The sequence below is a fragment of the Lysinibacillus sp. BPa_S21 genome (assembly GCF_023337795.1).
Lineage (GTDB): Bacteria > Bacillota > Bacilli > Bacillales_A > Planococcaceae > Lysinibacillus.
The window spans coordinates 252531-267225 of the sequence record NZ_JALIRS010000006.1 but is presented as its reverse complement, the minus strand read 5'-3'; the positions used below and the strand labels follow the sequence as shown (position 1 = coordinate 267225).

General features: G+C 37.2%; 12 protein-coding genes and 1 riboswitch. Of the genes, 8 read left to right on the top strand and 4 right to left on the bottom strand.

What is annotated here, in order from left to right; translation table 11 throughout:
- Positions 1-255: 255 nt before the first annotated feature.
- Both parC and parE read right to left on the bottom strand, forming a co-directional pair.
- The gene (parC, locus tag MOK21_RS14455) at positions 256-2688 is read right to left on the bottom strand and encodes a DNA topoisomerase IV subunit A (protein ID WP_249074687.1); all 2433 of its coding nucleotides are present in this window, start codon (positions 2686-2688) and stop codon (positions 256-258) included.
- Positions 2681-4660: a DNA topoisomerase IV subunit B gene (parE, locus tag MOK21_RS14450; RefSeq protein ID WP_249074686.1), complete on the bottom strand. Its 1980-nt coding sequence runs from the start codon at positions 4658-4660 to the stop codon at positions 2681-2683. The genes parC and parE overlap by 8 nt, the downstream gene beginning before the upstream one ends.
- Before the next feature lie 684 nt (positions 4661-5344).
- Between parE and plsY the strand changes: the two genes are divergently transcribed.
- The 6 genes from plsY (at position 5345) to MOK21_RS14420 (ending at position 10891) form a co-directional block, all read left to right on the top strand.
- Entirely contained in the window at positions 5345-5947 is a 603-nt protein-coding gene (gene plsY / locus MOK21_RS14445) for a glycerol-3-phosphate 1-O-acyltransferase PlsY (RefSeq protein ID WP_249074685.1), read from the top strand.
- A gap of 19 nt (positions 5948-5966) precedes the next feature.
- The gene (locus MOK21_RS14440; protein ID WP_249074684.1) at positions 5967-6257 is read left to right on the top strand and encodes a HesB/YadR/YfhF family protein; all 291 of its coding nucleotides are present in this window, start codon (positions 5967-5969) and stop codon (positions 6255-6257) included.
- A gap of 128 nt (positions 6258-6385) precedes the next feature.
- Complete coding sequence (locus MOK21_RS14435) at positions 6386-7933, top strand: spore germination protein (RefSeq protein WP_249074683.1); 1548 nt, start codon at positions 6386-6388, stop codon at positions 7931-7933.
- 14 nt (positions 7934-7947) lie between these two features.
- On the top strand, positions 7948-9147 hold the full coding sequence (locus MOK21_RS14430) for a Ger(x)C family spore germination protein (RefSeq protein ID WP_249074682.1): 1200 nt from the start codon (positions 7948-7950) through the stop codon (positions 9145-9147).
- A gap of 3 nt (positions 9148-9150) precedes the next feature.
- Complete coding sequence (locus MOK21_RS14425; protein ID WP_249074681.1) at positions 9151-9384, top strand: hypothetical protein; 234 nt, start codon at positions 9151-9153, stop codon at positions 9382-9384.
- 22 nt (positions 9385-9406) lie between these two features.
- On the top strand, positions 9407-10891 hold the full coding sequence (locus MOK21_RS14420) for a GerAB/ArcD/ProY family transporter (protein ID WP_249074680.1): 1485 nt from the start codon (positions 9407-9409) through the stop codon (positions 10889-10891).
- 152 nt (positions 10892-11043) lie between these two features.
- On the opposite strand, the gene metA is transcribed toward MOK21_RS14420, so the two are convergent.
- Positions 11044-11979 (bottom strand): homoserine O-acetyltransferase MetA, encoded by a 936-nt coding sequence (gene metA / locus MOK21_RS14415; protein ID WP_249074679.1) that lies wholly within the window; start codon positions 11977-11979, stop codon positions 11044-11046.
- A 141-nt stretch (positions 11980-12120) separates the two neighbouring features.
- Positions 12121-12230: riboswitch (SAM riboswitch) on the bottom strand.
- A 194-nt stretch (positions 12231-12424) separates the two neighbouring features.
- On the opposite strand from metA, the gene MOK21_RS14410 reads away from it, so the two are divergent.
- Positions 12425-12796, top strand: coding sequence for a nucleotide excision repair endonuclease (locus MOK21_RS14410; protein WP_249074678.1), 372 nt, complete (start codon positions 12425-12427; stop codon positions 12794-12796).
- 81 nt (positions 12797-12877) lie between these two features.
- On the opposite strand, the gene MOK21_RS14405 is transcribed toward MOK21_RS14410, so the two are convergent.
- Complete coding sequence (locus tag MOK21_RS14405) at positions 12878-13660, bottom strand: TrmB family transcriptional regulator (RefSeq protein WP_249074677.1); 783 nt, start codon at positions 13658-13660, stop codon at positions 12878-12880.
- Between the two features lie 126 nt (positions 13661-13786).
- On the opposite strand from MOK21_RS14405, the gene MOK21_RS14400 reads away from it, so the two are divergent.
- Positions 13787-14560 carry a TSUP family transporter gene (locus MOK21_RS14400; RefSeq protein ID WP_249074676.1) on the top strand — a complete coding sequence of 258 codons (774 nt, stop codon included), beginning with the start codon at positions 13787-13789 and terminating at the stop codon, positions 14558-14560.
- Positions 14561-14695 lie beyond the last annotated feature (135 nt).

The following is a 14695-nucleotide window of genomic DNA, read 5'->3' as shown; positions in this document are numbered from 1 at the left end:
TTTCGATGATTATTATACCCATAACTATCCGGAAATGACAAGGCTCTGTTTACCGATTGCGCAGTAAATATAAATTTAACAGCATAAATCTCTATCTTCAAAAACTCCATTTTCTGACATAGACCAGTCCATTGATGAAATTTTCTTTATCAGCGATAATTGGGAGTTTATCAGCGATTGCCCTAGTTTATCAGCTGAAAAAACAAATAAAAAAAACCCAGCTCTCAAAAAGAGCATGGGCTAGATAAACGAATTTTATTTCTCTTCTTTTTTGACTGTAAAGACATGTGAAATGGCACCGTCTGTCGCAATATCTACTTTAAAGGAGCCGTTGGAGTGGCGATCTGCTCGGGTTAATGCTTGTACATCAAGAATCTCTTGTACGCCTTTTTCCGTCTCGATTGTAAGCTGTTCCTCATCAGTAACTTTTTTGACAGCCACGATACGATGTGGGTTCGCTTTTAACTCTGTTAATACTTTTAAGCCGCGTTTTGCACGACTTGTCATTTCTACTTCGGCAACATTCATTTTCTTCACAGCACCGCGATGTGTGACAATCGCAACATAGGCCGTGTCATTTGGCGGTAAAACATTGATGCCGACTAATGCTTCTCCATCTTTCAGCGTAATCCCTTTGACGCCACCTGTTTTGACACCCGTTACCGGCAATTCCTCTATTGGGAAACGAATCGCATAGGCAGTATCTGTCGTTAACATTAGTTCTGCCTCGTCCGTCACAATGTCTGCAAAAATCATTTCATCGCCTGACTTAACATTCATCGTTTTGATTGGTTTCGAATAGCGTGTAACAGCATAATCAGCTACAGGGGAGCGTTTAATTTGTCCATCCTTCGTAGCTGTTAAAATATACGTATTGGCCTGTTCGAATGTTTCAAAACCGTATACAGCAATAATAGACTCATCTTCCCCAGTCGGCACGATACTTGAAATATGCTGCCCAAGATCCTTCCATCGAATATCAGGTAGTTCATGGACAGGCTGATAAATATAATTGCCTCGATTTGTGAATAATAGTAAATGATGCTGTGTATTTAAATTTGCTTCATATAATAAATAATCGGAATCCTTCATCGCAAAATCCTGACCATTCGAAGCGGCATGTGAGCGTGTAGATGTACGCTTAATATAGCCATCCTTTGTAACTGTCACAACGACCTCTTCACTTGGCACAAGGACATCTAATGTAATTTTGATTTCTTCAATTTCTTGCTCGATTTTTGAACGACGTGGCTCTGCAAAACGCTTTTTAATGTCCTGTAGTTCTTGTTTAATGACACGTACAAGTTTTGCTTCGCTATTAAGAATACCTTCTAGCTTCGCAATCAATTTATTTAACTCTTCCTGTTCAGCACGTAATTCAGTAATATCCGTATTCGTTAAACGGTATAATTGCAAGCTCACGATAGCCTCTGATTGCACTTCCGTAAAGCCAAACTTCTCCTGTAAATTTGTTTTGGCATCGCGTTTATCATTTGAAGAACGAATGGTTGCAATGACTTCATCTAAAATGGACAACGCCTTTATCAAGCCTTCCACAATATGCGAACGATCTTTAGCCTTTTGCAAATCGTAAATGGAGCGGTTCGTTACGACTTCCTTTTGATGGGCAATATAAGAATCGAGTAACAATGGCAATGTCATCATTGTCGGACGACGATTATGGATCGCAATCATATTAAAATTATAGGCTACTTGTAAATCAGTTGTTTTGAACAAGTAATTTAAAATCCCTTGTCCAGGCACATCTTTTTTCAGTTCAATCACTACACGTAGGCCAGTACGATCCGATTCATCACGAATTTCCGAAATTCCTTCAAGGCGTTTATCTACGCGTTGCTCATCGATTTTCTTTACAAGATTCGCTTTATTGACATCATATGGTAATTCAGTAATAACGATTTGCTCTTTGCCGCCTTTAATGGGCTCAACAACTGCTTGCGCGCGCACGATGATTTTACCGCGACCTGTTTCGTATGCCTTTTTAATACCATCAACACCTTGAATAATACCACCAGTTGGGAAATCAGGCCCTTTAATGACTGTCATTAATTCATCAACAGTCGTATTAGGGTTATCTAAGCGCATAAGAACACCGTCTAGCACCTCATCAAGTGCGTGCGGAGGGATGTCCGTAGCATAGCCGGCCGAAATACCCGTTGAGCCGTTGACTAGTAAGTTCGGGAAACGCGCTGGTAAAACAGTTGGCTCCATATCCTGATCATCAAAGTTTGGTACAAATTCAACCGTTTTCTTGCCGATATCGCGTAGCATCTCCGCTGCAATAGCAGAAAGTCTTGCCTCTGTATAACGCATCGCGGCCGGTGGGTCACCATCAACAGAACCATTATTCCCGTGCATTTCAATAAGCATATGACGCGCTTTCCAATCCTGACTCATGCGCACCATTGCTTCATAGACTGAGCTGTCACCGTGAGGGTGATAATTACCGATAACATTACCGACCGTTTTTGCTGATTTACGGAATGGTTTGTCGTTCGTATTGCCCTCCGTAAACATTGCATATAAAATACGTCGTTGAACAGGCTTAAGACCGTCACGTGCATCAGGCAACGCGCGGTCTTGAATAATATATTTACTATAGCGACCAAAACGGTCACCCATGACTTCTTCTAAAGGTAAATCTTGAAACTTTTCAGTACTACTCATGTTGGTCCTCCTCTTGTTGGATGAATTCATTGTCTAAAATATTTGAATCATCCTCCATACCGAAGTTTACATTGGCTTCGATCCATTTACGGCGCGGCTCTACCTTATCGCCCATTAATGTTGTCACACGTCTTTCAGCACGTGCACCATCCTCAATTGTTACACGAATTAATGTACGCGTATCAGGGTTCATCGTCGTATCCCACAGCTGGTCAGCATTCATCTCACCAAGACCTTTATAGCGCTGTAATATGTAACCCTTTCCAACTTTTTTAATAGCCTTTTGTAAATCATTTTCGGTCCAAGCGTATTCAATCACTTCTTTTTTACCAGTACCCCTTGAGATTTTATAAAGTGGTGGTAACGCGATAAATACCTTTCCAGCTTCAATCAATGGTCGCATATAACGATAGAAGAACGTTAACAGCAGCACTTGAATATGCGCTCCGTCCGTATCAGCATCGGTCATAATAACGACTTTGTCATAAGCAGAATCCTCAACTGAGAATTCTGCACCGACACCAGCACCAATGGCATGAATTATCGTTGAGATCTCCTCGTTTTTCATAATATCCTGAAGCTTTGCTTTTTCCGTATTAATGACTTTACCACGCAATGGCAAAATCGCTTGGAACGTACGATCTCGTCCTTGTTTTGCAGAGCCTCCTGCTGAGTCACCTTCGACTAAATACAGCTCGTTTTTCGCTGCATTGCGAGATTGTGCAGGTGTTAATTTTCCAGAAAGAATTGTACTGCCTTTTTTACTCTTCTTGCCGTTTCGCGCATCTTCACGTGCTTTACGAGCCGCTTCACGTACTTGTTGCGCACGAATAGCTTTCCGCACAAGAGATGCAGACAATTCAGCGTTTTCCTCAAGCACATATAAAATTTGCTCCGAAACAACACTATCTACGGCCGAACGTGCCTCACTCGTCCCAAGCTTACCTTTCGTTTGACCCTCGAATTGCAGTAAATGCTCTGGTATACGAACAGAAACAACCGCCGCTAAGCCCTCTCGAATGTCTGTCCCTTCAAGATTTTTATCTTTATCTTTTAACAAACCTATTTTACGTGCATATTCATTGAAAACACGCGTTAACGCAGACTTAGCTCCTGTTTCATGTGTCCCGCCGTCACGTGTACGTACATTGTTAACAAATGAAAGAATTGTTTCTGAGTAGCCATCGTTGTATTGGAAGGCAAATTCTACTTCGATTTCATCTTGAATCCCTTCCACATATTTAACAGGATGAAGTACATCTTTCTCCTCATTCAAATAAGCAACGAAAGCTTCAATTCCGTTCTCATAAAAGAAAACATCATTTTTGCCTTCCTCGCGTTCATCGATTAACTCAATTTTTAAGCCTTTCAATAAAAATGCTGATTCACGTAAACGTTCTGCAAGCGTATCATAATTGTATTTTGTTACAGAGAAAATTGTGTCATCTGGTAGAAAATGAACAAGCGTTCCTGTCTGTTTTGTATGTCCTACCTCTTCTAATGTCGTAACAGGATGACCACCATTTTCAAAACGTTGACGATACTTCTTACCGTCGCGATGAATTGTTACTTCTAAAAAAGTTGATAAAGCATTCACAACAGAAGAACCTACACCATGTAAGCCACCGCTTGTTTTATAGCCGCCTTGTCCGAATTTACCACCAGCATGTAAGACTGTAAAGATGATTTCAGGAGTTGGTTTCCCCATTTTATGCATACCTGTTGGCATTCCTCGGCCGAAGTCTCGAACGCTGATACTTTGATCTTTATGAATAGTGACAATGATATGAGAACCAAAACCAGCCAGTGCTTCATCCACCGCATTATCTACGATTTCATATACTAGGTGATGAAGTCCACGGCCATCTGTAGAACCGATATACATGCCGGGTCGTTTTCGTACCGCTTCTAATCCTTCTAATACTTGAATGGCGTCATCATTATAGACGCTTGGTGACTGTTTATTCGCCAAAAAATTCCCCTCCAAAAAACAAACGCATGTTCTATTTATATTCTCTTCCTAATAATAATAGCATTTCCTAACAATATCTAGTGTCAGGCCCAATAAATTTTTAAAATTTCCTCACAGCTTCGTCGTTTTGATCTGTTTTACCGAAAGAAAAATTTGCAATAGTTGCTTCAATATGTATTAAGAACTCTTCTATTCCCTTGACGTAGGGCAGCAAGCTTTAGTTGCATAAATAAAACAACAAATGACTAACTTCTGCTCATTACTCTTTTTTAACGAAACGCTGAAGGCTTTGAACTTTCATTAAAAAGCATTTGAATATTCTCAGAAAAATATACAGTCCAATACTAAATGGGTTTCTTCTGCCTAAAGAAGATTCATACTAGCTTACTCTAGAAATTAAAGATAGACTTCTATTCTACCAAAGGAATGAGTGATTGACAAAATTGCCATTTTACCTATATTTTTAGAAAGGGCTTTCATGCTGTCTACATGAATCATGTCAAAAAGCCTAACCTCAGTTTAAATACATAAAAAATCCTTGCAAAATAGTTATCTTTTGTAATGAATTCAAGATACACGAAGAAATCTCCTTCATGACATTGTAGATTATAAAGAAAAAGTGTAAAATAATTGTTACATATTATTAGTACCAAGTGATAATTTATGAATGAAAGGAGTCCAGCTATGCTAAATGGACTTATTATTTTATGTGCTTATCTAATCGGCTCAATACCTTCAGGATTATGGATAGGCAAAATTTTTTATAAAACGGATATTCGTGAACACGGAAGTGGTAATTTAGGTGCGACGAATACATTTCGTATTCTAGGAAAAAAAGCAGGAATTGTCGTGACAATTATGGACGTCTTAAAAGGTACGGCAGCCGTATTACTTGCAGCTCTTCCTGTATTCTCTGAAGTCTCCATTCACTCGCTAATTCTTGGACTAGTAGCCGTAATTGGTCATATGTTCCCGATCTTTGCTGGTTTCCGAGGTGGGAAAGCGGTAGCAACATCGGCAGGTGTTCTTTTAGGTTATTCATGGCCTCTATTTGTCTTACTATTTATTGCTTTTATTGTAACATTAAAAATAACGAAAATTGTAAGCTTAACTTCTATGATTGCCGCTTTAGTAGCACTAATCTATTCAATCGTTTATTATTTTGTTACCGGTGATTTTGCGTTAGGTATTTTAGTAGCATGTTTATTTACCTTTATCATGTATCGTCACCGAGCAAATATTGTCCGCATTAAAAATGGTACCGAACCAAAGGTGAAATGGCTATAACGAGGAGAGGAACATTCGAATGAATATCACACTAACAGATAAAGCCCTGCAATGGTTTCAACAAGAGATGGAAGTAGAATCCGGAGATACAATTCGTTTTTATGCTAGATACGGTGGTTCCAGTCCTTTTCACGAAGGCTTTTCTCTCGGTATGACACGTGAAGAACCAATCCAAATCGGTGTAAAGACAGTGATTGACGATATTACCTACTATATTGATGAAAAAGATTTATGGTTTTTCAATGATCACGATTTATATGTAGATGTGGATGCTTCAAATGACGAATTAAAATATGAATATAAAAAATAAAGCAGTGTTTCCTTTCGTTTATGCGAAGGGAACACTGCTTTTTTTATATGAAACACTTCCAACCTTGGTTTATCTTCTCTCAAAGTTGTACATTCTATATTTATGTAAAATCTTGAGGAGGAAAGAACATGTCTATTTCTAAAATTGCTGATACCTCCCAAAACAATGACCAACTGTATAGTTCTCTTTCGCAAAATTTGAAAATGATTAAAAATACACTTGGGAATAGTAATGACCTTGTCATTCGAGAAATTACCATTGGAAAAGCCGAACAATTTACGTTAGCCATCATCTATGTAGATGGCTTATCCGATAAAATAAGCATTTCTAATGCTGTAATTGATAAACTAATGCTTGATATTGATGATAATAATGATGCAGAAATAGAAAAAATTATTCGATATTTAAGAGATTCTTGTTTAACAGTCGGCGATGTGAATGATATTTTTCATTTTTCAGCATTGTACAATTCAATTTTGAATGGTAATACGGTCATTTTAGTAGATGAATCTTCAACTGGTATCGTAACAAGTACTCAAGGCGCAAAAGATAGAGCCGTTATGGAGCCATCAACAGAGTCGGTCATTAGAGGTCCAAGGGAATCCTTTACAGAAACATTACGTACGAACACGGCCCTGATCCGTAGAAAAATTAAAAGTCCGAATCTCTGGATCAAATCCAGAATAATCGGTGAAGTAACAAAAACGGAAGTTGCTGTTATGTATTTAAACGGCATTGCGAATGAAAAAATAGTAGCAGAGATTCTTTCCCGATTAGATCGTATAAATATTGATGGTATTTTAGAAAGCGGCTACATTGAAGATTTTATTCAAGATTCTAAAACCACCATATTCCCTACAGTTTATAATTCTGAACGACCTGATGTTATTGCTGGTGAAATATTAGACGGTAAAATTGCTATTTTAGTGGACGGTACACCGTTTGTCCTAATTGTACCAGCCCTATTTACATCCTTTTTACAATCTGCTGAAGATTATTATCAACATTGGATGATTAGTTCTCTTGTACGCCTTTTAAGATTTTTTGGAATAAGCCTAGCCTTGGTGGCACCATCGCTTTACGTAGCTATCACCACCTTCCATCAAGAAATGCTCCCAACCCCTATGCTAATAAGCATTGCATCTCAACGAGAAGGAGTCCCCTTCCCTGCCGTTGTAGAGGCACTCATAATGGAGGTTGCCTTTGAAGTGTTACGAGAAGCGGGTCTTCGGATGCCAAGAACGATTGGACCAGCCGTATCCATTGTAGGAACATTAGTGATTGGTCAAGCAGCCGTGGAAGCTGGAATCGTTTCAGCAGTGATGGTCATTATTGTGGCATTAACAGCCATTTGTAGCTTCTTGTTCCCTGCTTATGGCTTATCCAATACAGTGCGCGCACTGCGTTTCCCATTAATGATTGTCTCAGCAATCGTTGGATTATTCGGTTTGATGTTTGGTCTGATGATTATCATCCTACACTTATGTAGTTTGAGAACTTTCGGTGTTCCATATTTAAGTCCATTCGGTCCATTAATTTTACAAGATCAAAAAGATGCACTCGTGTTGTTCCCTCGTAGAGCTTTATTGACTAGACCGCGCTTAATCAGTCAAAAAAACACGGTTAGGGGGCAGAAATATTTTAATACGAAAAAAAGGAATCAAACGAAAGTGTAAACGAGGAATGAACCATGTCAAAATTTAAGGCAATTTGTTTACTAATGATTCTTACTGTACTTTTAAGTGGTTGCTGGAGTAAGCGTGAGCTCAATGAATTAGCAATTGTCGTAGGATTAGGAATTGATAAATTAGATAATGAATTTGAAATAACTGTTCAAGTCGTGGATCCTAGTGAAATTTCCTCAAAACAGCCTTCAACAGGACGATCCCCCGTTATTACCTACCATTCAAAAGGTAAAACGGTTTTTGAGGCAATTAGAAAAATGACAACAGTAACAGCCAGAAAACTTTATTTTGCGCATCTTCAAATAGTTGTGCTCGGTGATGAATTAGCAAAAGAAGGAATGAATGAACCATTAGATTTAATTTCAAGAGATCATGAATTCAGAAATGATTTCGATGTCATCGTAGCGCATGACGCGACTGCTGATGAAGTTTTAAATGTATTAACACCCATCGAAAAAGTACCAGCAAATAAAATGTTAAATTCTCTTAAAACATCTGAGAAAACTTGGGGTACAACTCAATCCATTAAAATTGACGAATTAATCAATACATTAAATGACAAAGAAAAAAGTGTAGTCATGTCAGCTATTGAAATACAAGGGGATAAAAATATTGGAGAGGAGCAAACAAATGTTAAAAGATCGAAATCCTCTACGCTATTAAAATATGCAGGCTTGGCTGTATTTAAAGAAGATAAACTTATTGGACTTTTAACAGAAGAGGAAAGTAGAAGTCTAGGCTTTTTAAGGGATAAAATTGAAAATACAATTGAAATTATTGCTTGCCCTAAAGGAGGTACGTTATCTACAGAAATTACGCACTCCAAGACAAAGATAAAAGGTAAATTTGAAAAAGGAGTTCCAAAAATCAATGTTCTTATAGATATTGACCAAAATGTCGGAGAAGTTGAATGCCATATAGATCTTACTAAAGAAAAATCGATTAAATATGTAAGTAAAAAAACAGAAGAACTTATTAAAAAACGAATCGAAGAAACAATCCATACCGTTCAGCAAAATTACCGGGTCGATATTTTTGGATTTGGTGAAGTACTCCACCGCACAAATCCGAAAGAGTGGAAAAAAATAAAAAAAGACTGGCTCACCGTATTTCAAGAACTACCAGTGAAAGTTGAAGTACATGTTAACACACAAGGAACAGGGACGATGGAAAACTCATTAGTGAATAAGCCGAAGGGAGAATAAGAAATGATTATGACGATAGTCATACTACTAATTTCAGCTAGTATTGCCCTTGCCATCATTCCGACATTAAAAAAGAATAAAGAAAAGAAAGCAATCGTTATTTTTTCGATTTTATTATTGATCGGTGCTGCATTAAATATCGGGGTCTCACTAAGGCTCAAAATCCCAAGCCCACTAGACTTGGTTACCTTTATTTTTTCACCAATTAGAGATTTAATTATCTCCCTAACAAAATGAATTAAGAGAAAGGGGTATGTTCATGATGGAAAAAGAAATAATTAGTTCAAGACAATTTATGATTATTACCCTTCTCTTTTCTATTGGTACAGCCATTTTAATTATCCCTTCAACTGTAACAAGTGAATCAAAACAAGATGCTTGGATTGTAGCGATCATCGGTGTCGCTATTAGTTTACTTTTAGTAAAGCTATTCGTAGCTTTAGGAAATCGAACACCAACACAAACATTTATAGAGGCGAACGAAACCATCTTAGGTCGTTTTTTCGGTAAAATTACCGCACTTGGTTTTATCTCTCTTACCTTACTTTCTGCAGGTGAATTATTATTTTTTATTGGAGCTTTCATGAAAACAGAGGTAATGGTTGAGACGCCTACTATGGTTTTTGCACTGCTGTTCGGTATCATCATCGTCTATGCTACATATTTAGGGATCGAAGTTTTTGCACGGTCTACGGAAATACTTTTCCCAATATTCATCTTAATTTTTATTGTTTTTGTCATTTGTATTTCTCCACAAATTCATATAGAAAATATAAAGCCAATTTTGGAAGCATCCCCAAAATCGATTAGCTTTAGTATGTTTCAATTTATAAGTCTTTTTTCATTCCCGCTTGCCGTGCTATTAATGATTTTTCCTTCTGCTGTTAATGTCCATAAATCAGCACAAAAAGGGTTTTACATTGGCTCGATGATCGGGGGGCTTATTTTAATTATCATCATCATACTATGTATTCTTGTCCTAGGTCCTGCTAATACCGCTGCCCGCATATCTCCCAGCTATGCTTTAGCCCAAAGAATTTCTATCGGAAATTTTGTGCAGCGTATTGAAGTGATTATGGCGGTCATGTGGATTATCTCTATTTTTATTAGAACTTTTATGTATTTTTATGCTTCAGTCATTGGTATAGCTCAAGTATGTAAGATCAAAGATCATCGACCACTCATTTTTCCAATAGGTTTAATTACCATTGGTCTTTCGCAAATTATTCATCCTAATATCGTACATTCCTACACTTACAATAGAGAAATATGGCCATTGTTTTCAGGTGTTTTCACAGTTAGTTTGCCGCTATTATTATTAATTGTTGCAATGATTCGAAAAATCAACGGTAATCAAGGAAATACTACACAAAGTAATACTAGCAGCAATGGCGGTAATTCTTCTCAGAGTGAAAGTAATAGTAATGACGAAAATTCTACGCAAAGTAACAATAGTAATAATTCCGCTCAGAGTGATAGCGGGAACAATAGCAATAATTCTAGTCAGAGTAACAGTAGTAGCAATAACGAGAATTCTGCTCAGGGTGATAGTAGTAGCAATAGCAATAATTCTAGTCAGAGTGACAGTAGTAGCAATAACGAGAATTCTGCTCAGGGTGATAGTAGTAGCGATAATTCTAACCAAAGTGACAGTAGCAGTGATAGCAATAATTCTACTCAAAATGAAAGTGATACAGGCAATACACCAAATAGTGATAGGAGTGGAAATTCATCAGATAAATAACAGCATAGTAGTTTATCTCCGGAAGCCGTGAATGACATGAAGTTTAAGTATAGAGAAATTAAAAAATGATGCCCCTGACGTAATCAAGGTCATCATTTTTTCTTTACATTTACTTTTGAGCTTACGCTACAAAAGACAAGTGCTGAAAGAAGTTAAATATGATATTCAATCTCATCAACAAAATCCCATTCGTATGGTGTTTCTTGGTAAACGTAGTAATTCAACCAATTCGAGAATAATAAATGCGTATGGGCACGCCACGTATTAAGTGGTTCATTTACTGGATCATCATTTGGGAAGTAATTCACCGGTACCTCAATATCTAATCCTTTCGCAACATCACGATTATACTCATCAGCTAACGTTGTCGCATCGTATTCTAGATGACCGGTAATCATGATATTTTTATTATCCTTAGATTGCACGATGAAAACGCCAGCATCTTCTGAATAAGACAGTAATCGTAAATCAGGATGGTTGCGGACTTCATCAATCGAAACAGATGTATAACGAGAATGTGGTGCCGTAAATAAATCACTAAAACCTCGTACTAAATCCACTGTTAAATCCGTAATGACATGAGAATAGACACCTGAACATTTAGAAGAAAGCTCAATTTTGCCGATACCATAATGATGATATAATGCCGCTTGTGCGCCCCAACATATATGTAGAACCGATGTTACGTTATGCTTTGACCAATCCATAATCTGTGAAATTTCCTGCCAATAGTTCACGTCTTCAAATGCCATTTTTTCTACTGGTGCACCCGTAATAATCATGCCGTCATAGCGGCGATGGCGAATTTGATTGAAGGTCGTATAAAATAACTGCAAATGTGATTTACTGACATTTTTCGATTCATGCGTAGCGGTATTTAAAAATGTAATATTCACTTGTAACGGTGTATTCCCCAATAAACGAAGTAATTGCAGCTCTGTTTTTTCTTTTTCTGGCATTAAGTTTAAAATTAAGATATTTAACGGCCGGATTTGTTGCGTTTTTGCTCTATCCTCTTCCATTACGAAGATTTTTTCCTCTCGTAAATGTTCTCCAGCTGGTAAGTTTTTTGGAATATTAATTGGCATCTTGCATTCCCCTCTCTTTTATTTCTCTCTGTTGAAATCAATTAGTGCAACGGGCACCCCGCAAACCTCAATAAGACTTAAAATTAAAAAATCCCTCTCATTCCATATGAGATAGAATGAGAAGGATTAAGTCCACGTTCACTCTTATCTCTCAAAGGATAATCCTTTGCTGGAATTAGCACCTTTCTAACTTTTGTTAGAGGTTGCTGAAGCGTCATCGGGCCAAATCCCTCAACTTCTCTTGATAAGATTATTTAATTAAAAAGAATTGTAACATGAACAATTAAGAATATCAATAATACATCGAATATTTCGTTATTAACCATGCATGTCATTATGGTATTTGTTTAACACTAATGTGAAAGTTATGTCTACATATTTTATGGTAAACAAGCTGTAATTATGTTAACATATACCTTTAGTAACAGAGAGGAACGTGAAAAGTTTGATTAAAATTGAATTCCCAAAACCAGATTTAGTAATTCGCCAACGCGAACAAGATTTAAAGCCAGGTGATGTACCAATCACTCCATACTTCGGTTTTATTGACTTCCATAAAATCACACGTGAAAAAGGCGGCATATTCTTATTCTACAATGAACAGAATGAATTATTATTTGTCGGTAAAGCACGTAAAATTCGCCAACGTATTAAAAAGCATTTTGAGGATAATGTGTCTCCGATGAAAAATCACCGTGATGAAGTTTTCAAAATTGAAGTGTATGAAGTAGATGATCCAATGGAACGTGAAATTTACGAAACATACGCGATCAATACATTCCGCGCTAAATACAATGTTGATAAAGTTTTTTATTAAAATAAAAAATACTTTTTAACAAAAAAGAATCTGCTCGTCATCTATGTAGCTTACTACACTGATGGCTTGCAGATTCTTTTTTTAATCTAAGAAAAAGGCTTTTCGTTCTTTAGTAATCCATTCCTCAAGTTCCTGATCATCGCGCTTTAATAGTCGATTGACCAGCACGTCATGCCATATATAATCCTCTAATAAGTAAATATGAACAGGATCATTTGTAATAAAGGCCATTTCTTGATTTGACGGTGAATGACCATAAATCATCTCTTGACCATCTACTGACAGTATAAACCAATGCGGTGTGGAGGTTTTCTTCGTATAGTTTGTAATACGATGCTGGTCTATTGACGCAATATTTTCATCCACATACAATGAAATGCCATGAACCGGAATATGTTGAGCGACCTCTTGTATATCTTCTCTCAATTCTTCAAACATATCTTCCCACATCGATAATATAACTTTTTTCTCCGCTTTTTTTAATAATGACTGACAATAATTGACGATTGCCTCTTTTCCTTTTAAGGTGACAACCTTATGCTCCGCTTCCTGCTCTTCTACCTCTAATTTTTCTAATTGATCACTAATTGATGTGAAATTCGATTGCCAACGTTGCTGAATTTGTTGTAAAAACACAGCAACTGGAATGGCTGAGTATGTCGTTTGATCTGCCGTTTCTTCTTTTAATACTAACCCTTTTTCAACGAGTCCATTAAGTATGTCATATATTCTTGCGCGTGGGATACCGGAATTTTTACTTACTTGATAGGCACTAACATGTTTATTTTGTACGAGTGCCGTATAGGCCTTTGCTTCATATTCTGTGAATCCCAGTTCTTTTAATTGGGCGATTAATAATTCCATCGAATCCCTCCATTTCCTCTATTATAAGACAAGGCTATGAAGATAAGCCAACGAAAAAAATAGGTCTTTACAGCTTAATGAATTTTAGTTACTATTTCAGTAGTAACTATCTAAAGAGGTGTAAACATGCTATTTGATGTAGATTTAAATGTAGTCATATTATTACTATCTTTTGGGTTTTTAGCCGCCTTTGTGGATGCGGTCGTTGGGGGTGGTGGCTTAATTGCATTACCTGCCCTTATGTTTGCGGGGTTAAATCCAGCAGCAGCCGTAGCAACCAATAAGCTTGCTGGTACAATGGGGTCTTTAACATCAACTATTTCCTTCTATCGTTCCGGTCAACTAGAAATTCGTTCGGTACTCAAATACTTTCCCCTAGCCTTTATTGGATCGCTTTTTGGTGCATGGACCGTACATTTAATCAATCCTGAATTACTAAAACCACTAATGCTTATAATGCTTGCAGCTGTTGCAGTCTATACAATCTTCAAAAAAGACTGGGGTTCAGTAGCTGCAGTCAAAAATTTAAAATTTACGCACTTAGTTTTATTCATGTTATTGTTATTTTGCATTGGTTTTTATGATGGATTTCTCGGTCCAGGAACTGGCTCATTTTTAATTTTTAGCTTTTTATTAATCGGCTTCGATTTTTTAAAGGCAGCAGGAAATGCCAAATTTTTAAACTTAGCAAGTAATTTTGCGGGCCTTTTAATGTTCGCCTACTTAGGTCAAATTCATTATGTCTACGGTTTACTAATGGGGATCGCTCAAATTGCCGGTGCAACTATAGGCTCCCGAATGGCGATAAAAAAAGGTAGCGGCTTTGTTCGCATATTATTTATTATCGTAACGATTACCTTGCTCACTAAAAATGCGTATGATTATATAATAGTTCAATGAGAAAAACTCCGTAGATATGATACTTCTACGGCGTTTTTTTGTCGAAAGAATTCTAGATTTATTTCGGAGAAGTCTTTTCAGTCGCTTCGAGGATTCTTTCCGTCGTTCCAGTGATTCTTTCTGTCGCTTCGAGTT